This is a genomic window from Tatumella sp. UCD-D_suzukii (assembly GCF_000611875.2).
In the GTDB taxonomy this organism is placed as follows: Bacteria; Pseudomonadota; Gammaproteobacteria; order Enterobacterales; family Enterobacteriaceae; genus Tatumella; species Tatumella ptyseos.
Genome location: NZ_JFJX01000012.1, coordinates 26933 through 47664, shown reverse-complemented (window position 1 = coordinate 47664; position 20732 = coordinate 26933). Strand labels below are relative to the sequence as shown.

The 20732-nt window shown below is 53.5% G+C and carries 18 protein-coding genes; 11 read left to right on the top strand and 7 right to left on the bottom strand.

Annotated elements, in window-relative coordinates; all coding sequences use genetic code 11:
* The first annotated feature begins 5 nt into the window (after positions 1–5).
* From mdoC to CG67_RS04265, 5 genes are all read left to right on the top strand, one after another.
* A complete protein-coding gene (gene mdoC, locus CG67_RS04285; protein WP_025901745.1) occupies positions 6–1121 on the top strand; it encodes a glucans biosynthesis protein MdoC in 1116 nt (371 codons plus the stop codon).
* Between the two features lie 152 nt (positions 1122–1273).
* Positions 1274–2782, top strand: coding sequence for a SulP family inorganic anion transporter (locus tag CG67_RS04280; protein ID WP_025901744.1), 1509 nt, complete (start codon positions 1274–1276; stop codon positions 2780–2782).
* 582 nt (positions 2783–3364) lie between these two features.
* Positions 3365–3934 (top strand): sugar dehydrogenase complex small subunit, encoded by a 570-nt coding sequence (locus CG67_RS04275; RefSeq protein ID WP_025901743.1) that lies wholly within the window; start codon positions 3365–3367, stop codon positions 3932–3934.
* A 30-nt stretch (positions 3935–3964) separates the two neighbouring features.
* A complete protein-coding gene (locus tag CG67_RS04270) occupies positions 3965–5620 on the top strand; it encodes a GMC family oxidoreductase (RefSeq protein ID WP_025901742.1) in 1656 nt (551 codons plus the stop codon).
* Positions 5621–5676: 56 nt separating this feature from the next.
* The gene (locus tag CG67_RS04265; RefSeq protein ID WP_235501104.1) at positions 5677–7041 is read left to right on the top strand and encodes a cytochrome c; all 1365 of its coding nucleotides are present in this window, start codon (positions 5677–5679) and stop codon (positions 7039–7041) included.
* A gap of 38 nt (positions 7042–7079) precedes the next feature.
* Here the strand turns inward: CG67_RS04265 and CG67_RS04260 are convergent, their stop codons facing one another.
* The 4 genes from CG67_RS04260 to CG67_RS04245 form a co-directional block, all read right to left on the bottom strand.
* On the bottom strand, positions 7080–7634 hold the full coding sequence (locus tag CG67_RS04260) for an ATPase AAA (protein ID WP_038024686.1): 555 nt from the start codon (positions 7632–7634) through the stop codon (positions 7080–7082).
* A gap of 295 nt (positions 7635–7929) precedes the next feature.
* Positions 7930–8628: an NADPH-dependent F420 reductase gene (locus tag CG67_RS04255; RefSeq protein WP_025901739.1), complete on the bottom strand. Its 699-nt coding sequence runs from the start codon at positions 8626–8628 to the stop codon at positions 7930–7932.
* Between the two features lie 22 nt (positions 8629–8650).
* Positions 8651–9256: a cupin gene (locus CG67_RS04250; RefSeq protein WP_029989336.1), complete on the bottom strand. Its 606-nt coding sequence runs from the start codon at positions 9254–9256 to the stop codon at positions 8651–8653.
* Positions 9257–9460: 204 nt separating this feature from the next.
* Positions 9461–10627: an MFS transporter gene (locus tag CG67_RS04245; RefSeq protein WP_029989337.1), complete on the bottom strand. Its 1167-nt coding sequence runs from the start codon at positions 10625–10627 to the stop codon at positions 9461–9463.
* Between the two features lie 125 nt (positions 10628–10752).
* Here CG67_RS04245 and CG67_RS04240 point away from each other — a divergent pair, with 125 nt between their 5' ends.
* Entirely contained in the window at positions 10753–12180 is a 1428-nt protein-coding gene (locus tag CG67_RS04240; RefSeq protein ID WP_025901738.1) for an MFS transporter, read from the top strand.
* Positions 12181–12219: 39 nt separating this feature from the next.
* Here the strand turns inward: CG67_RS04240 and CG67_RS04235 are convergent, their stop codons facing one another.
* Positions 12220–12822, bottom strand: a complete 603-nt coding sequence (locus CG67_RS04235) for a 2OG-Fe(II) oxygenase (RefSeq protein ID WP_025901737.1) — start codon at positions 12820–12822, stop codon at positions 12220–12222.
* A 218-nt stretch (positions 12823–13040) separates the two neighbouring features.
* The gene (locus tag CG67_RS04230; RefSeq protein ID WP_025901736.1) at positions 13041–14522 is read right to left on the bottom strand and encodes an NCS1 family nucleobase:cation symporter-1; all 1482 of its coding nucleotides are present in this window, start codon (positions 14520–14522) and stop codon (positions 13041–13043) included.
* A gap of 136 nt (positions 14523–14658) precedes the next feature.
* Between CG67_RS04230 and CG67_RS04225 the strand changes: the two genes are divergently transcribed.
* The 4 genes from CG67_RS04225 (at position 14659) to CG67_RS04210 (ending at position 19071) form a co-directional block, all read left to right on the top strand.
* Entirely contained in the window at positions 14659–15363 is a 705-nt protein-coding gene (locus CG67_RS04225) for a GntR family transcriptional regulator (protein ID WP_029989341.1), read from the top strand.
* Positions 15364–15376: 13 nt separating this feature from the next.
* Complete coding sequence (locus CG67_RS04220) at positions 15377–16120, top strand: aspartate/glutamate racemase family protein (RefSeq protein WP_025901735.1); 744 nt, start codon at positions 15377–15379, stop codon at positions 16118–16120.
* A gap of 140 nt (positions 16121–16260) precedes the next feature.
* Complete coding sequence (locus CG67_RS04215) at positions 16261–16821, top strand: thioredoxin domain-containing protein (protein ID WP_025901734.1); 561 nt, start codon at positions 16261–16263, stop codon at positions 16819–16821.
* A gap of 285 nt (positions 16822–17106) precedes the next feature.
* Positions 17107–19071 (top strand): FUSC family protein, encoded by a 1965-nt coding sequence (locus CG67_RS04210; protein ID WP_055725588.1) that lies wholly within the window; start codon positions 17107–17109, stop codon positions 19069–19071.
* A 152-nt stretch (positions 19072–19223) separates the two neighbouring features.
* On the opposite strand, the gene CG67_RS04205 is transcribed toward CG67_RS04210, so the two are convergent.
* Positions 19224–20051 carry an aldo/keto reductase gene (locus CG67_RS04205; RefSeq protein WP_160318958.1) on the bottom strand — a complete coding sequence of 276 codons (828 nt, stop codon included), beginning with the start codon at positions 20049–20051 and terminating at the stop codon, positions 19224–19226.
* A gap of 295 nt (positions 20052–20346) precedes the next feature.
* On the opposite strand from CG67_RS04205, the gene CG67_RS04200 reads away from it, so the two are divergent.
* Positions 20347–20559 (top strand): hypothetical protein, encoded by a 213-nt coding sequence (locus CG67_RS04200; protein ID WP_025901731.1) that lies wholly within the window; start codon positions 20347–20349, stop codon positions 20557–20559.
* Positions 20560–20732 lie beyond the last annotated feature (173 nt).

The following is a 20732-nucleotide window of genomic DNA, read 5'->3' as shown; positions in this document are numbered from 1 at the left end:
CTTATATGACCCCCGAAAAACCTGAACGCGAGTATTTTCTGGACTCTATCCGGGCATGGCTGATGCTACTGGGTGTGCCATTTCATGTATCACTGATCTACTCCAGTCAGCAATGGACAGTAAATAGTCCTAACGCTTCACTCTGGCTGACCCTGTTTAATGAATTTATACACTCATTTCGTATGCAGGTGTTTTTCGTTATTTCAGGTTATTTTTCTTACATGCTCTATTTACGCTATCAGCCTTTACGCTGGCTGAAAGTCCGTGGTGAACGGGTCGGAATTCCTTTTCTGGCAGCCATTCCGTTAATCACATTGCCGCAATTTTATATGTTAAAAAGTTTGTCGCCGAAATTTACTGGCTGGGCAGAATATACCGCCTATCAGCGTTATAACACTCTGGTCTGGGAACTGATTTCACATTTATGGTTCCTGTTAGTATTACTTCTGCTCACCGCCAGCGGAATGCTTATATTTGCTGTCCTCAGGAAGCACCAGCAGCGGCTCTCACAACTTACACTGACCTGGCCGCGTATTTTTGTGGCACTGGCTTGTTCTGTGGTGGTGTGGGGACTGTTCCGTCGTCTGCTGCTGTGGCAGGCTCCGGCATTGCTGATGGACGGATTATTTAATATCGCGGTGATGCAGACGCTGTTTTATCTGCCGTTCTTTGTGCTGGGGGCCATTGCCTGGACAAACCCGGCAGCAAAAGCCCTGTTTGTTCGCCCTCACCCGGTGTTATGGACCGGTGCTATCGTGCTGTTTATCGCCTACCACTTTAACCAGCAATACAGTGCCGGCGATGGCTGGCTTTATGAACTGGATGCCCTGATCTCTACCGGGATGGGGCTCTGTATGCTGAATGTATGTTACAGCTGCGGCCACCGTTTTCTGAACCGCGCCTCCCCCCGGATTTCCTATCTGGTGAATGCGTCTTTGTTTATTTACCTGGTACACCATCCGTTGACGCTGGTGTTTGGCCTGTTTCTGATGCCACATATCCCGGGTGACACCGTCGGTTTCTGCATCGGATTGCTGTTTGTCTTCGGCCTGTCGTTCCTGCTCTACGAAATTCATCGCCGTATTCCGGTACTGCGTTTCTTATTCTCAGGTAAAAAATAGTGCCCCTGTTGCCTGTCCGCCTTGCCGGCAGACAGGCAACAGACTCCGCCAGACAGTAACGTTACGATTTACCACATTGGTCAATACCCTGTATAAAGGCGCACTGACGCCGGATAGTTCTATCACCTGCAACAACCATAAAGAGTTTTATAATGAATCAGGAACAATATTCTTCCTCTGCGACACATCATGCCGTGGACTCCCCCGGCATATTGTCGGTTTTCCGCCAGCCCGCATTGCTGACCCGTGAATCGCTGGCGGGTATTGTCACGGCACTGGCCTTAATCCCCGAAGTAATCTCCTTTTCCGTGGTCGCGGGGGTTGACCCGAAGGTCAGTCTGATCGCGTCTGTGGTGATCTGCCTGACTTTATCGTTGATTGGCGGTCGCCCGGCAATGGTGAGTGCGGCCGCAGGCTCTGTTGCCCTGGTGATTGGCCCGATGGTTCATCAGCACGGCATTCCCTACCTGCTGCCGACGGTCGTCCTGGCGGGCATATTGCAGATAATCTTCGGCATTGCCGGTCTTTCCCGGATGATGCGCTATATTCCCCGCCCGGTGATGACCGGGTTTGTGAACTCGCTGGGCATATTGATATTTTTCGCCCAGGTTCCCCATGTCTGGAAGCAGTCACCGCTGGTACTGCTCTTTTTTATCCTGACTCTGGGCATTGTGCTCCTGCTGCCACGACTGACGACCCGGATCCCGGCACCGCTGGTGGCGATAGTGGCTATTACCACCATCGCCTGGAGCATGGGATATTCTCTGCCGAATGTGGGTGATGAAGGCCCGATGAGTCGCGGTCTGCCCGGGCTGACACTGTTACAGGTGCCGCTGAACATGCAGACGTTACAAATTATCTGGCCGACGGCAGTCAGTGTTGCGCTGGTCGGACTGATTGAATCCTTACTGACGGCAAAAGTGGTCGATGACCTGACCGATACCCATTCGTCAAAGCGGAAAGAAGCCACCGGCCTTGGCATCGCCAATATTCTGGCCGGTTTTTATGGCGGTATCGCCGGCTGTGCGATGATAGGTCAGACAATTGTTAACGTGGAATTAGGCAAGGCACGCAGCCGCGTTTCCACACTGGTCGCCGGGGTTGTACTCTTGTTACTGGTCAGTGTTCTGAGTCAGGTCATGGCACATATTCCGATGGTTGTTCTGGCCGCAATCATGATGGTCGTCGCTGTCAAAACACTGAGCTGGCATAGCGTAAAACCGGCCACCTTACGGCGCATCCCGTTATCTGAGACACTGATTATGCTGGCCACCGTCGCCATTACGGTCTGGACCAGTAATCTGGCGCTTGGCGTCGTCAGCGGAGTGCTGCTGGCCATTCTGTGGTTTGCACGACGTCTGAGCCATGTGATCACAGCAGAACGCCAGCTATCGGCCGATAACAACACAGCGCATTACAAAATCTATGGCCCGCTATTCTTTGCCAGCAGTAATGACCTGTATGAACATTTTGATTACGCCAACGATCCTGAACATGTGGAGATAGATTTGTCTGAAGCAATGATCCTGGACGCTTCTACGGTCGCCGCACTGGATGCCATCGAACTCCGTTACCAGCGCTACCAGACCCGGGTGACCATCACCGGTCTCGGGGGGAAAAGCAAAGTCATTCATCAGCGGCTGACCGGTAAGCTGGACTGATACGTTTTCTGTACCGGTGCCCTCCCCGGCACCGGCCTTCAGGGCCGACCTTCCCCGGCGTGTTCTTTCTTTTTAATCCGCCCTGCCAATATTCTTCGTTTCAGTTTGCCTGTACTGCGCTGTCTTTCTTTGTTTACCGCCTCGCCTGTCTGCATCCCTGTCCCCGGTTTTTCATGCTGGCCGTCCGGACCGTTGGCTCAGATACAAATCCACACATTTTTTCCGGAAATACCTGAATACCGGTCTAACATTAATAAGAATACTCTGTTACGCAGGACACTACTCCGGGGCCACGTTCCGGCGGTTGCTGGCAGAGGGAAGGGTTTCTGTCGCTGATTTGGCAGAACGATGTTACAGGAGTGGCATGACTGGCTGTTTTTCATGGGGATTTCCCCGCGGTAAACGGGACTCAGCCACTGGCTGATGAGGGTTTCACTGCAAAACCAGTAATGAAAATCGTTATCATCTTAATAAAAAGTGCGACAAACAAGTCAAACTACATTAATTTATTTAACATTTACGTTTCTTTTAGCTATAGAATGTGATTTTACTCACATATGGCTCTACGGATGTGGAATTTCTATGAAGCAAAATTTTGAGCAATCGCCGTCTAATGTTATCGGGAATGGAACCGGTTCCAGCCGGAGGGACTTTATCCGTTCCGCACTGGTTATCTCTGTCGCCGGCATTGCTGCCTCACTGCCATTACAAAGTTTCGCTGATAGCGTCATCCGTGGCAGCGACGCAGCGCGTGATTTTATCCGGGTATCGCAAACCATTACTGAACACAAACATATCAGTCCGCAACTGGCCTCACACTTTCTGAGCGCTTTCAGCCAGCGAGACCCGCAATTCAACAGCAAAATTTCCCGTCTGGCCGCCGTGATCCAGCCATCAGACACGGCCGTCGCGTTCAAACAGCGAGCCGTTGCTGCCGGCCTGGGTAACTTTCTGCAGGACATTGTTACCGCCTGGTATACCGGAACCCTCGGCGATGACTATAAGGGCACCCTGGTCGCTTATAAAGAGGCATTGATGTATGCCACGGTCAGTGACGGACTGGTGGTCCCTACCTATTGTGGCAATGGCCCCCTATGGTGGACTGCTCCGGTACCGGACCCGCTGGATCCTGAATTAATCGACAACCTGTAACTGTGACCTGATAAAAAAAGAATGCATACGATGAAAAAACCTGAATTTACTGCCGGTGGCGATGCCTCTGCAGATATTGTGATTGTGGGCTCCGGTATTGTTGGCGGGATGATTGCAGACAGATTAGTCAGCCAGGGGTATTCGGTACTGGTACTGGAAGCCGGTTTGCGTATCAGCCGTGCTCAGGCTGTTGAAAACTGGCGAAATATGCCATTTGCTAACCGTGCCGGTTCAGATTTTCAGGGGCTGTACCCTCAGTCTCCGCTGGCCCCTGCGCCGCTCTATTTTCCGCCGAATAACTATGTGAATGTTACCGGCCCCAGTGCCGGGAGCTTCCAGCAGGGCTATCTGCGAACCGTCGGTGGCACCACCTGGCACTGGGCTGCGTCCTGCTGGCGTCATATGCCCAGTGATTTCGTGATGCAGAGTAAGTATGGTGTCGGCCGTGACTGGGCAATTACCTATGATGAAATGGAGCCCTGGTATTGTGAGGCAGAATATGAAATCGGGGTCGCCGGCCCCAGTGACCCTGCCATGCAGTCCCCGCGCGAGCGCAGCAAACCCTACCCGATGGAGATGGTTCCGTTTGCCCACGGAGATGCCTATTTTGCCAGTGTGGTGAACCCGCATGGCTATAATCTGGTGCCTATTCCGCAGGGACGCAGCACCCGCCCGTGGGAAGGTCGTCCGGTCTGTTGCGGTAATAATAACTGCCAGCCTATTTGTCCTATCGGCGCGATGTATAACGGTATTCATCATATTGAACGTGCAGAGCAAAAAGGGGCCGTCGTTCTGGCTGAATCGGTGGTGTATAAGATAGATACCGATGGTAATAACCGCGTGACGGCCGTCCATTGGCTGGATAACCAGGGCGCATCCCATAAAGCCACAGGCAAAGCCTTTGCGCTTGCCTGTAACGGCATAGAAACCCCACGTCTGTTACTGCAGGCAGCCAATAAAGCCAACCCGAACGGGATCGCTAACAGCTCAGATATGGTGGGACGCAACATGATGGACCACTCCGGCTTCCACTGTAGCTTCCTGACCGAAGAGCCGGTATGGCTCGGCCGCGGCCCGGCACAAAGCAGTTGCATGGTCGGTCCGCGTGATGGTGCTTTCCGCAGCCAGTATTCGGCTAACAAAATGATCCTGAATAATATTTCCCGCGTGGTCCCGGCCACCAAACAGGCACTGGCGAAAGGTCTGGTCGGTAAGGCGCTGGATGAAGAAATCCGTTACCGGTCGATCCACGGGGTAGATATCTCCATCAGTCTGGAGCCGTTGCCGGATCCTGAAAACCGACTGACGCTCAGCAAAACGCGTAAAGATCCGCATGGCCTCGCCTGCCCGGACATCCATTACGATGTCGGCGATTATGTCCGTAAAGGGGCGACCGCCGCTCATGAGCAGTTAGAACATATCGGCTCGCTGTTTAATGGTAAAGAATTCAATATCACCACCAGCCTGAATGCGAATAACCACATTATGGGCGGAACCATTATGGGTAAATCGGCTAAAGACGCGGTCGTAGACGGCAACTGCCGTACCTTTGACCATGAAAATTTATGGCTGCCGGGTGGCGGTGCGATCCCTTCTGCCAGCGTCGTCAACAGCACCCTGAGTATGGCGGCATTAGGTCTGAAAGCGGCCCACGATATTTCTCTGCGTATGAAGGAGTTTGCATGAAACGTTCCTTCTCCGTCAAAATGAGTGCGCTGGCATTAGTCTATGCCGGATGCCATATGATGACAGCCAGCGCGGCCGATATCGATCAGTCACTGTTAAACCAGGGGCAGCAGGTGGCTACCGCCTCTGACTGCCAGGCCTGTCATACCGCACCAGGCAGCACAACAGCCTTTAGCGGCGGGTATGCCATCGCCTCACCGATGGGCGCTATCTACTCCACCAATATTACCCCGGATGTTGTCACCGGGATCGGTCATTATACAGAGGCTCAGTTCTCTAACGCCGTCAGACACGGTATCCGTGCGGATGGCGCGCAACTCTATCCGGCGATGCCTTATACCTCTTACCGGATGATGACCGACAGCGATTTACATGCACTGTATTATTACTTTATGCATGGTGTAAAACCGGTCGACCAGAAAAACACCGTCACCGCACTGCCCTTTCCGTTCAATATCCGTTTCAGTATGAAGATCTGGAATCTGCTCTATGCCGATAACAAAGATTATCAGGTCGACCCCGGAAAGAGCGCTGAATGGAACCGTGGTAACTATCTGGTCAATGGCCTGGCCCACTGTGATACCTGCCATACGCCCCGCGGTTTTATGATGAATGAAGAGACCGGCCAGGCCCTGGCCGGTGCCCCGCTGGGCAGCTGGTATGCACCCAATATTACCTCCGATAAAATCAGTGGGATCGGCGGCTGGAGCGATGACGAGATCGTGCAGTACCTGAAAACCGGCCGGGCTGCCGGGAAAAACCAGGCCGCAGGAGGGATGGCTGAAGCCGTTGAACATAGCCTGCAATACCTGCCGGACAGTGATCTGCATGCTATCGCAACCTACCTGAAACAGACAACACCGATACGCACAGAAGGTGAGACGCAGGCCGCTTACAGTTATGGTTCCACGCCCGTGAATGTGGACGATGAAGTTCGCGGTAAAGCGCCCGATAATGCCCGCAATTCGGTGATCTCCGGCGCAGCCTTATTCAGTGGTAACTGTGCCAGTTGTCACCAACCGGACGGTGCCGGAAGTCAGAACCAGGCTTACCCGTCGTTATTCCATAATACGGCGACCGGCATGATCCATCCGCAAAACCTGATTGCCACTATCCTTTACGGTGTTCAGCGGACAACCGGGGGCCATGAAGTATTGATGCCAGGCTTCGGATCAACATCTTCTTATGTGGATCACCTGACCGACCAGCAGGTCGCCGATATCAGTAATTATGTCCTGCATAATTTTGGTAATCCGTCGGTCACTGTACAGGCCGGCGATGTGGCCTGGGTACGTAAAGGGGGGCACCCGCCGGCGCTGGTGTCTTTACAGCCTTATGTTATGCCCGCCATCGCAGTCGTTCTGGTGATCTTTATCCTGCTGATTATCGGTTTACGATTACGACGCAGCCGCCGACACTAGTATCATCCTTTTTCGGGGGGCTATCGCCCCCCTCTTTTTTAACTCTTCGTCAGTTGCCACTGTTGCCTGCAGGCTGCTGTCTGCGCCGGCGAGGCCAGAAAAACCTTCGGTAACGAACAATGCTGATAGAGGGTGCGGTTTTGTACCCTTTTGCCCGGCGTCACGACCAGCAGATATTTCAGCATCTCTTTTGACAGCCTGTCCCGCAGACCCGCGGGCAGGACATTCCCGGCACGATCCTTTTGTATCAGTGTCCGGTAAAAATAGCGCCTGAGCATGACCGGCATGGAAATATCTAACATAATGAGTCCGGTCGCCCGCGCAAGCCGGGATCCCAGATAACGGGTATAATTCCCTTCCATCACCCAGCGTTCCTGCTGCACCGCGGACTCATGCAACGCTAAAAACTCTGCTTCAGGGCGTTCCTGCCAGCGGGTCCCCGGCTGGTGAAATAACTGATCCAGATGTACGACCGGTGAGTCTGTTTTTTCGGCGATAGCGAGAGCTAAGGTGGATTTTCCGCTGTTTGATGGCCCCAAAATACAGATACGAGGCCCGAGATCGGTCAGCGGCAGGAAAGTGTCAGGTATCATTATTCGCTCAGTATCATTGCGGGTGGAAAGGTCGCTGAACAGCACGTAGCCGCCCGCCCATGCCTGGCAGTGGGGTTTGTGCCTTGCCGGAACGACAGGCTGGCCCGGGCGGAGTATGCAGATTACGTGAATACACCTTATGGGTAAAGCCACAAGCTGTCACCGGCAGGCAATGACGGAAACATGTGATCCCGTAAACTCTGCATAGGGGAAGGACGTTTTGCCGCCTGATCCCGGAAGGTCCGCCCCGGGTGAGGCGGACTAATGGATCCCCGGGCGGGGGTCGGGAGAAAGGTTATTGCCCCAGTTGCTGTTTAAGTTGCTGCCGGGTGAGATTACTCAGAAACAGACTGCTGCCTGGCTGGAATAAACGTGCTTTATCCAGCCCGCCCGCGATAACCGGATCAAAACCGGCTTTTTCCACCAGTTGCGAGACGACATTCAGCGCCTGTTTATCATCTCCTGCCAGCGGGATCGCAAGTTTCGCGCCGGAGCGATGTGCCTCAGAGCTGAGGGTGTAGGCAGCTACTGAGTTAAAGCCGCGCACCAGATGCGCCCCCGGGAACAGCCCGGCACTGTATCGTCCGACCCCCTCTTTCAGAGCCTCGTTGGCCACCTGCCCGTCTCTGCCGGGATAAGGGTTACTGACATCCAGGACCACTTTGCCTTTCACACTAGCATCAATGGTCTTAGCCAGCGAAGGTAAAGCGCCATAGGGGACGGCCAGTACAATAATGCTGGCTTTCTGTGCCGTCTGTTCGACACTGGCGGCACTGGCCTGCTGCCCCAGTTCAGCAACCTGATTTTTCAGGGCTTCAGGGTGACGCGAGCTGAGGATCACCGGATAACCGGATTTACTCCAGAGTGAGGCCAGTGTACCGCCCATTTGCCCGGCGCCAATAATACCGATGGAGGGTAACGACGCCGCCTGGACGGTTGCCAGAGAACCGATAAATAACAGACCTGCACTCAGTAACGATTTAATTCCTGACACGGGACCTCCTGTTAAGATGACATTATGCTTGTTGCCAGAGTGACATTAAGGGTTGTGGCTGACCGCTGACCGGGTCCTGATGCGGGTAAGGTAAGGTGTCAATCCGCTGGCGCATCGCGGCGGTAGGTGCCGAGCGACAGATATCCCAGTGCTGATCCGGCGGATAGGCACCAATCACCAGGAAATCGTCACTGCTGCCTGAATTGCAATGGCCGGTACCGGCGGGCAACAGGGCCACATCCCCGGCGTGAACCGTCACGGTCTTCCCGCCCGGGCCTCCCAGTATCAGCCGGGCTTCACCGCCGACAAACCCTAAAACCTCATGGGCAGTACTGTGGTAATGATGGAAGTTAAATACCCCGGCAACCCATTGCGGTGGCCAGCCATTGTGCGTCAGTGCCTGTTCCGACTGCTGCGTCACATCGCCGGACAGCGAGAGTGCCTGGCGATAGAGAAGGACCGGCAGGTGCGGGTTATTGGGTACCCAGCCATTGGCGGATAACATAAAATGTTCCGGTACCACCGGCGAGGCAGACTCGCCCCGTGCGGCCGCCGCAAGGATCAACGGCGAACTGACGGCTATCTGAGCCATTACACGTAAAAAATCTCTTCGGGAATCAATCTGCATTTTTCCCCCCGGGTCTGATTCATAACAGGACAATTCAGGCTGCCACCTGAAGATGAAGTGTCGCAGTAACGTTGTCTTTACCAGGTATAAAAGCCAGGGGACGTTTTGTAAACCCGGGGAAAGGCGCGGAGAGAGGCCAGCAGGGGATAAAAAGTGACAAAATATTTCGCCAGACAGGCCCCTGAGGAGCCTGCCGGCAAACGCTTAATCCCGGTGTTTCAGCACTAATGAGCACTGATAAACCACCAGCCCGAAGATACCGAGAGCACCGCCCACCCAAGCGGTGGAGGTCCATCCCAGGCCGGCGTTAATGATCATGCCACCAAAAAAAGCCCCCAGCGCATTAGCAATATTGAGTGCGGAATGATTCATTGCCGCTGCAAGGGTCTGCGCCTTACCTGCCACATCCATCAGACGGATTTGCAAACACGGGATCAGCAACGAGGTTGTCCCTATCAGAAAGGTCACCAGGATCCCGCTGGCGATATGATGGGCCATCAGCGGGAACAGTGCCATCACGACCAGGTTCCAGACCAGTGCCACAGTGATGGCTTTTGTCACACTCCAGTCAGATAAACGTCCGCCTGCCATCATACCGGCGACCATACCCAGCCCAAAGGCCGCCATGACCCAGGGGATCCCCCCTTCCGGCAATCCTGACTCATGGGTCAGCGTCGGGGTGATATAGCTGAAGACGGCAAACATCCCACTGAACCCGGCCGCGCCAGTCAGTAAACTCAACAGAACGCGCGGTGTTTTCAGTGCGGTCAGTTCCTGCAGAGGATGCGCTGACGGATCTCCCTTGCTGTAAGGGATGTAGCTAATGATCATCAGTACACTGACCACCGCGCAGATCCCGACAAACAGGAACGCATAATGCCAGTTAAGATGATGTCCTACCCAGGCGGCCAGCGGAACGCCCAGTAACGTCGCAACCGTCAGGCCGGTCATCATGCGGCCAATGGCTTTTCCCCGTTGCTCCGCCGGAACCATAGAGGCAGCCACCAGTGAGGCGACACCAAAATAAGCACCGTGCGGCAGACCACTGATAAACCGTACTGCGATAAAACTGAGGTAGCCCGGCGCAAAGGCACTGGCCAGGTTACCGGCAGCGAAAAGTGTCATCAGGAAAATCAGCAAACGTTGGCGTGATACTCTGGCACCCAGAACTGCAATCAACGGAGCACCCACCACCACACCCAATGCGTAACTGGTAATCGCATTCCCGGCAGTCGTTACCGACCGGCCCAGCCCGTGGGCCACATCCGGTAACAGCCCCATAATGACAAACTCACCGGTGCCGATAGCAAACCCCCCGAGGGCCATTGCCAGTAATGCGAGGCCGACATGCAGGTTTTTTTGTTGTTCCACGAACACTCCAATACATTTTATTAGTATTTACTAAACATTTTCACATACATTCATCAGTAAAGTGAAACCTTAACTTCGCTATTATAGCCACACTTTTTGCTATCTTATGCAGGTCAGCCAGATCCATGTCAGAAAGGCTTAATAAAAGAACCCAATCCGTCTCCGGGGTGGCCCTGCTGGTCGCCGGTGCGTTTTTTATGGAGTTTCTGGATGGAACGGTGATCACGACAGCCCTGCCCTCTATGGCAATCACTTTTTCCGCAGACGTGACCCGGCTCAACCTCGGGATCAGTGCCTATCTTCTGACGCTGGCCGTGCTTATCCCGGTCAGTGGCTGGATAGCTGACCGCTTCGGGGCCCGCAATGTTTTTTCTCTGGCACTGGCCATTTTTACCTTGTCCTCTGTCCTTTGCGGGCTGGCCGACAGCCTGCCTCTGTTCGTCGCTATGCGGATCCTGCAAGGTGTCGGCGGAGCCTTAATGGTGCCGGTAGGAAGACTGGCTGTGTTAAAAAACACCCCAAAAGAACAGCTGATCACGGCCGTTGCCACCCTGACCTGGCCTGCGCTGGTTGCACCGATCCTCGGGCCGCCACTGGGCGGATTGATCACGACCTGGTTCAGCTGGCGCTGGATTTTCTTCCTGAACTTGCCCATCGGGATTATTGCTGTTGTGCTGGCCCGCAGACTAATGACCGTGCAGGCTGAGCCGGAAAAAAGGCCCTTTGATATCACAGGATTTATTTTTTCAACCCTGTCGATGGTCACGTTTGTTTGCAGTATGGAAATGGCCTCATCATCGCTGCCGTGGTATCTCCCCACGGGCTTACTGCTACTGAGTCTTTACGGATTCCGGCTGAGCTTTCGACATATGGCGCGGGTTCCTTTCCCGATGATCTCTCTGCAGGCGCTGACCATCCCCACATTCCGGGCGATGCTTGTCGGAGGATTTTTGTTCAGGGCCGCAATTTCAGCCGTTCCTTTTCTTCTGCCTTTATTATTTCAGATGGGCTTTCATCTGGATGCCTTCCATTCCGGACTGCTGGTACTGGCGGTGTTTGCCGGCAACCTGCTGATCAAACCGTTCACCACCCCTCTCCTGCGAAGGTTTGGTTTCAAAACCGTACTGACAGTGAACGGTTTCCTGAACGTCAGTGGAATGCTGGCTTGTGCATTTTTTACACCGCAAACGCCCCACTGGCTGGTGATACTGATACTGTTTGCCGGCGGGATGTTCCGTTCTCTGCAGTTCACCGCGATTAATACGCTGGTGTATTGTGACGTTCCGAAGACACAAATGAGCCACGCGAATGCGTTGTTCAGTACCTCATCTCAGCTCTCAATGGGGGCAGGTATTACTTTTAGCGCCCTTTGCCTTTATCTGGCAGATAAGCTCAGTCAGACCGCGGCTTATCTTTCACAAGTGCCGGCGGTCAGCTACCGGCTCGCCTTTGTTGCCCTGGCCCTGCTTTGCCTGGTGGCCATGGCGGATATCCTGTTACTGGAAAATAAGGCGGGAAGCCAGGTGGCCGGGAAAAAAGACCGGCCGGATTGAGCGGAGTTACCGGCCTTCCCTTTCCGCTTCCGGCAGCGATTAACTGTAGTAGTAATCCCGTCCGTTATTACGCATAAACCAGCCGGTCAATGCCATACGTTCGGAATGGGTCGGTTTAACTTCATGCAGGATCTGTTCAGACAGGAAGCAAATCATGCTGCCGGCCACCGGCTCTATCATATGTTCCCCGTCGGGTAAATGCAGACAAAGTTGCCCGCCGTCCTGCGTCTGCCAGTTCTGGTTAATATAGACAATAAAGGTGATCGCCCGCCGCCGGTCATTGGCAAAACAGTCATAATGAGGTTTGTAATAGGCTCCTTGCGGATATCGGGAAAAATGCCCCTCAAAATCATTCAGACCCAGATAAAATTCCCGGTTCAGCAGAACACGGATCTCTTCCACCAGAGCCAGATAACGCCGGACAGCAGGATCCTGTTCATCCTTATCAATCCAGCTGATGCTGTCAGACCGGATAGATTCATTAATAATATTTTTTAAGCCATTACCAATGCCGGCCTGCAGGAACGTCCGGCTATGGCAAAGCGCAGCCAGCTCTGAAACCCACTGCGGATCCAGAACATTTTGCTGGTAGTACCAGCCCTGGTCACAAAGTTGTTGTATTAACGCCTGATAATCCGGCATAGCGCCCCTGCTATCTCTCATACTGAACGGTGGCAAGAGTATACCGGAGTGATCACCGCTCAACCACAGGATCCACTGTCCGGGCGCACGATATCACGGGCAGAGAGAAGGCAATAATGCACCCGGTGGCGGCTGATTGTGGCAGAGCCGCTATCGGGCAAGCCCCCGGGCCCTTTCAGGCCGCCGGGAGTTGATTCTTCTGCGTCACGGGATTGAAGTTATTCTTCCGAAGCTAAAGGAGAGATATGACCGCTCACGGCCGGGGAAGGCTGACGTGAAATACCGGCATAAATTGCAGCAGCCATCCCCACGCCGATAAACCAGCTAAAACTGGCAATATTATGTAACGCCGGAATAAAGCTTATCAGCAGACATAAGCCGACGGAGGGTAACAGCGTAATAATAGCTTTCGGGTTGACGCCGCGGACATACCAATAACGGCCGGAGGGCGAGTCATTAAAGAGTTCATCGGTGTTAATCTGGCGACGGTTGACCCGGTAAAAGTCGCATAACAGAATACCGAATATCGGCCCGATAAAGGACCCCAGCACATCCAGGGTATAGTGGATAAGCTCCGGTGAGTGGAACAGATTCCACGGCGTCAGAACCACAGATCCGATAGCGGCAATCATGCCCCCCATGCGAAAACTGATCTTCTGCGGTGAGCAGTTTGAAAAATCGAAGGCGGGTGAGACAAAGTTTGCCACAATATTAATACCGATCGTTGCAATGATCATGGTCAGTAAAGCAACCGCCATCGCCAGTCCGCTTCCCACATGGGCTACCGTTTCGATAGGGTCCGTGATCATCCGGCCGAATAATGAATGTGTCCCCGAAACAATAACCACCGTAATAATAGAAAACAGCAGAAAGTTAAACGGTAACCCCCAACGGTTTCCGCGGCGGATATCGTTCATACTGGCGGCATAGCGGGAAAAATCTCCAAAATTCAGTAACGGGCCGGAGAAATAGGAGACCACCAGTGCCACCGCAGACACCATCTGCCAGACCTGTTCTCCGCCGGATAATTGTTTTTCTGCCAGAGTCAGTGAGATCCCCGAGAAACCGGTGCGGGAAATAATCCAGATAGCCAGGGACAGCATCACGATATACACCGCCGGACCGGCAATATCGATAAACCGTTTGATAGCATTCATGCCATGCCAGAAGACCAGTGCCTGCAGCACCCACATAACGGCAAAACAGCACCAGCCTAAGGCGGATAACCCGAGGAAATGTACCTTCGTCATCGGGGCCAGCGAAGGCCAGAATTTCAGTAAAACCAGCATCAGAGCATTGGAAGCCAGCCAGGTCTGAATACCGTACCAGGCAAAGGCAATCAGCCCGCGGATCACCGCCGGAATATTGGCACCAAACACACCAAATGCCTGCCGGCAAACAACCGCAAAAGGCACGCCGCTCATCTGGCTGGGTTTCGCGACCAGATTAGCAAACCACTGGACAATACAGATCCCTGCCAGCAGACACACCAGAACCTGCCATCCCGCCAGCCCCAGAGTAAAGAAACTGGCAGCAACCACATACCCCCCCATGCTGTGGACATCGGACATCCAGAAAGAAAAAATATTATACCAGTTCCAGTGTTGTTCCCTGACCGGTGCCAGATCATCATTGGTCAGCCGCGGGCTGTAGCCCGGTTTGCTGTGCCCCGTGAGGTGTGGTTCCTTTTTTTTCGGCATAGCTGAAGTCCCCTGTCGAGATACTGATGAGAAATGTCTTCTGACAGCCTGCAGGATCCGGACCAGTTTTAATTTTTGTATACAAAAACGGAAAAATAAGTATACCTTGTCAGGGACGATGACTCAGGAGAAGACGATGTCAAACACCACTCTTTACCGTGAAGGTACAGACGGACAGGAAAAAGAGCAGCAGATCCGCGAGGCATTAATCAAAGCGATGGTGGAACATCAGCTGCCCCCTGGCAGTAAACTTCCGGAAGAAGCACTGGCCGACGCATTCGGGATCAGCCGGACCGGGATCAGGAAAGTGCTTACGCGCCTTGCCACAGTGCAAATGGTCAATATGACGCCCAAAAAAGGGGCATATGTCGCTAACCCTTCGGCGGAAGAGTCCGGCATGATTTTCAAAAGCCGTACGCTGATTGAACTGGGAAACCTCCCTGACGTGATCAGCCGGTTGCAGGCAAAAGACGTCACAGAGCTGGAAGAGATTCTGGTGCAGGAGCATCGGGCCAGCCATGACAGGGATATGGCTGCCGCGATCCGCTACTCCGCTCTGTTCCATACCCGCCTGCATGCGATAGCCGGAAACACGGTGCTCAGCGAAATCATCACCAACCTGACGTTACGATCTTCTCTGGTGATCGCCGCCTGGGGAGATCAGTGGCATCAGGGGTGTAATGAGTCAGATCATCAGCAACTGCTCAATGCACTGCGTGATAAAGATCTGATGACGCTATCGGCACTGATGCAGCAACACTTCGATAATATCGTCAGTCGTCTGAATTTTAATCGCAAAAAATCCCCGACCCCGGATTTCCGTAAATTATTTTCGCATTAGTGCCGGAGAGACTATGTCAGATTATTGTATACAATTAATTAATCCGAATACTTGTCAGGCAATGACAGAAAAAATGGCGCGGGCAGCCCGTCAAGCCGCCCCGGCAGACACCCGGATCCTCGCGGTGAATCCGCAGGAGGGCGTGCCGTCTATTGAAGGGCATTTTGACGAAGCTGTTGCGGTCACCGGCGTGCTGCAACAGATAGCGGCGGGACGTCAGCAAGGTGTCGATGGGCATATCATCGCCTGTTTCGGAGACCCCGGGCTGCGGGCTGCCAGAGAACTGGCTACGGCCCCCGTCGTCGGCATTGCAGAAGCCGCGATGCATATGGCCACCCTGGTGGCGACGAAGTTTAGTATTGTCACTACCCTGCCCCGCACGGTGATCATCGCCAGACACCTGTTACAGCAATACGGGTTCAGTGATCATTGTGCCTCTGTCCGTACCATCGAACTCCCCGTGCTGGCACTGGAAGAACAGGAAGCGGTGGCCCGGGAGGAAACCCGTCGCCAGTGCCTTGAAGCCATCAAATATGACCATTGCGGTGCGATTGTTCTGGGCTGCGGAGGCATGGCCGGTATCGCCCGGGAACTGACACGGGAAACAGGTGTGCCGGTGATTGATGGCGTCAGTGCCGCAGTCAGACTGGTGGGGGCCCTGGCGGCACTCGGGCTGACCACCAGCAAGCACGGAGATTTAGCCTATCCCCTGAAAAAACCATTAACCGGCATGTTTGCCGGCCTGAATCCTTTCTGAGCAGGTCAGGCGCCGGAGGTTGCGTCAGACCCATCGCCACTTTATGCTTAACTTATCGATCACCGCCCTGGTCACTCCGGGGTATGTTTGCAGTGATACGGACCGGCTTACCGCGTCTGTTCTGATAAATGAGGATCATCATGGTTGCATCACCTCTCTCTGAAAAAGCCCTGACTCTGGGCCATGGCCCGGCATTACTTGAAGTTTTTCTGGAACCCACCTGCCCGTTCTCTGTCCGTGCATTCAATAAGCTGGCAGGATTAGTCAGCCTGGCAGGCGAAGACCAGCTCTCCGTCAGGATCTATCTGCAATCCCAGCCGTGGCATATGTTTTCCGGCGTCATTGTCCGCTGCATTCTGGCCGCTAAAACGTTGCCGGAAGGTAACGCCGCGGCCCTGAAAATCATGCAGGCCGTCGGTGAACATCGTGAAGAGTTCGAATTTGAAGACCACTGCCGTGGCCCGAATATGACGGCCACGCCGCAACAGATTATTGAACGTATCGAAAAATACAGCGGTATCCGTGTCAGTGACGCTTTTGATAAACCGGAACTGCAGCAATTAATTAAGTGGCACTGTAAATATTCCCGTCAGAACGGTATTCATGTCTCGCCGACATTTATGATCAATGGATTAATTCAGGCAGATATGGGAAGCGGTGAGGAGATTAGTCAGTGGGCGGAGAGGATCCGTAACGCATAGTACCTTGTAGTAAATCCGCGGTGAATATCGCCGGTATTCACCGCCATTATGCCCTCTCCCGGCAATACAGTCGTAAATTTTTTTTATTACTTTGATGCAAATCACACTTTTGTGTTTCTCCGCAAAGGCGTAAGATGGTGTTTATCACCCAATTCCTGTGTGGAAATATCCCGGATGCTCCGTTAATTCAAACACCCCAAGGGTTACCTGTTTTCAGGTGACAACAGACGACGTGCGCCCTCAGGGCGGCCTGCAATTATTTTAAATAACGATTTAATATAAAAAATGCATAATTCATTACTTTTCCGGCTTCGTTTTGCCTGCAAAACGACATTTGCCCTTGTGATGGCGTTGGTCATGAGTTTTGTCCTGCAACTGGACACCCCGAAATGGTCGATGATGACAGTGGCAATTATTGCGGCATCCCCCGCCTTTGCCTCCGGCGGTGAACCCATGACCGGAGTATTGAGATTCCGCGGCTTTCTGCGCCTTATCGGGACCGCTATCGGCTCTGTCGGTGCAGTGGTGATTATCTGCGGCCTTTCACGGGCACCGGTGCTGATGCTACTGGCCTGCTGCCTCTGGGCGGGGGTGTTCTCCTGGGTGTATACCGTCGTTAAACAGGAGGTTTCTTACGCCTTCGGATTGGCCGGGTACTCCGTCTTTATTATTCTGGTGACTGCCTGGCAGGACCCACAAGCCGCACCGCAAATCGCAATATATCGTTCACTGGAAATATCGCTCGGACTGCTGTGCATTATATTTTCCGACTTACTGTTTCTCCCCCGCAGTATTAAACCGCAGATCCGGCGGTTTATTGATGAATGCCCGCTGGCTTTATTCCGCTTAATGAGTTGCTGCTTCACTGCCAGTAATGAGCAGGAGTTTGAAGAGCGTTTTAAACTTATGCTGGAAGAATGCAAAAAATTTAATGCCATGCGCCAGGTTTTAAAAATGGAGTCGACCCATAATAATCCGTTAGTGCATCAGCGGTTAAAAGGCATTAATGGTCTGATGTTCCATCTGTGTACCCTGACCTATGAAACCTGGCAATACTTTCAGCAACAGCCGGAAAAGCGCAGCACCAGCTGGTATTTACTGTTTAATCATCCCGTCGCAAATAATGCTGCCCTGGCCCAAAAAATTCATCAGTTCAGCCTGCTTATTCCTCAGCTTTCTCCCGGCCAGACGCCTTATGCGCTCTCCTCCTGGATAAAAGGCCTGAAAGAGTTACGTATTCTGTGCACCGGCGTGCAGTCGAAAGTACCGTTGCATGAGGTCGAAAAAGAGATCATCAGCCGCTATGCGATCAATGCCGCTGCCTCGGTGCAGAAGTCTCATGCACTGGTCAACGGTCTGCGTACCTTTTTGACCGGACTGGTGGGATGTTGCCTGTGGCTGACCACCACCTCTTCGGCGATCACCGGATTTCTGATTATTTCGAGCATCGTGTCAACCCTGGCAATGCGCGCCGAAAACCCGCGTAAACTGGCTATGGACTTTATCTACGGCATGATTTACATCCTGCCCGTCAGCCTGTTCTATTACCTGGTCGTGGTACCGTCCACTCAGCAAAGTTTTCTGCTGCTGATTATGGCCATCAGTCTGCTGGTTTTCTTTTTCTCCCTCTGCGTACAATGGAAAATTCCTGGCAGCGCGGCTTCCCTGATGTTTATTTTTAACCTGATCCCGATCACTAACCCGGAAACATTCAACTTTAATAACTATATGGACAGCGCTCTGGGGCAGATCCTTGGCGCGGTAGTGACCCTGACCATCATCTGGCTGATCCCGGATTTAAGTAAGAGCACCCTGTCGAATGCCCTGCTGCGGAGTATTCTGACCACGTCATTACAGACGCTGACGACTAACCCTAAACGTCGTAAAATCAGCCGACTGAGTGCGTTATATGATGATTTGCTGCTGCTGATCACCATGGATAGCCGTAAACTGATGCGCTACCGGCTGGGTATTAACCTGATCATTATTTACCGTCGTATTACCGCACTGAATATTCCTAATCTGCAGACACTTTCTGATTTCCACCAGCAAATCCGCGAGGCTGCTCATGACCTGTCTCACCAGCGGATGGCTATACAACGGGAACGTGCCTACCTGAAGCTTCAGCAATTGCTGCATGAATATCTGCTGGTTATCCGTATTCTGCCGGACCCGGAAAAAATAACCCTGGTCGTCAATGACCTGCAAAAACTGCTCCTTCAGTACCGGGGAGAATTACTGAGTCGTTGACCGCCAGGTCTGTAATGAGGAGCCGGAAGGATGCCCGGGCAGGTCATCCGCCGGGTTTCCCGCGAGAGGAGTATCGCCGTGCATCTTATGATGTCAGGCGCGCATCCGCCGTGATGTCAATGTCGTCAGTCTGCCAGTGCTTCGCCGGCCGTCTATCCCTGCCGGGAAAGGGGCTGACGGATAACCGGCGGAGGAAATACGCCGTTGATCGCAGCCAGGTCTGTCGCAGTCAGCATCAGGGTTTTCGCCCGGGCCAGGTGCCCGGGGTGTACCGGACTGTCAGTTTCGATAATCGCGGTCATCCCCGGCTGACGGAGGATCCAGGCCAGTGCGACCTCCGCTGGCTGACAGCGATGGTCACGGGCGATAATCTCCAGTACCGGGGCAGTCAGTAACGGGTCCCCGGTGCCACCGAAAGGTGAATAAGCCATGATATGAATACCGGCCTGCCGGCATTGATCCAGTAAACGGTATTCAATTCCCCGTGCCGCACAGTGGTACATCACCCGGTTAATAGCGCAGTTTTCACCGCCCGGCAACGCAAACAGTTGTACGAGATCACGGACATCAAAATCCGCAACACCCCAGCCACCGATCAGCCCTTCCTGGCGCAATTTTTCAAGGCTGCGTACCGCAGACGCGAGCAGACCGGGATAGCGTTTGTGAAGAAGGTAAAAATCAATATGATCTGTTTGTAATCGCTTCAGAGATGCCTGGCAATAACGTCGGGATAACAAGCGATTGGCCGCACCGGAAGCAATTTCCGACACCAGACAGATCTCCCGTCTGCGTGTCGCGATCACTTTACCCGCCATACGTTCCGCACGGCCGCGCCCGTACACTGCAGAGGTATCCAGAGTAGTGATCCCGCAATCTATCGCGCGGTGCAATGTGGCCACAGCCTGTTTTTCCGGGTAACGTCCGTCCCCTGCTGCTTTCGTGCCGGCAGCCAGTGCGGAAAAAGTCAGTAATTTTTTCATACGGCTCCGCATCTTTTATCTCCCGGACGGTGACCGGGAGCGATTAAATACAATATTCCGGCGTCTGTCCTGTCTTCAGACCTGCTGACACAGGCGGGCTGAAAAGTACTTCTGAGGTAACCTGTGGGTCATTCGTGACCCGGTAAACTTATCTCTTCGGTTATCAGCATACAATTTTCAGGCCAGGTTGCCTCAGCCGGCAAAAAACACTGCGGGTGACCTCGCCACTCCCTATCCACCGTCGTTTGCCGCCGGTGAATACCGGCCATGACGGCCGTCAGGATCCGGTGACCTGATGGCCGGAATGATCAGCATCTGTCATACGGCCTCACCGCAGGAGTGTGATCAACAGGTACAAAAATGGCGCAACCGTGCAAAAAGAGTGCTGCCGATCGGCGGAGGCAGTGAAACCCGGCGTTCCTCAGAAAACCGTCTGTTCAGCCACTACTTTTCTTTCAGGGGAGGATCCGTGACCGCCTGGCCCGGACTGATGCAGAGAGATTTGTGAAGGAGAGTGGCTCTCCCTTATGAGCTCCGAGTATTACCGCCTGCCCTGCCCGCAGATCATTGCGCGGGATCCTGAGCAACACGGGCAGCAAAAATTCCCTGATGAAGTATCGCCCGCAACAGTGACGGTTTATGCGGCCGGAGAGTTGCCCGCTGAGCGGCGGGCCTCCGGCA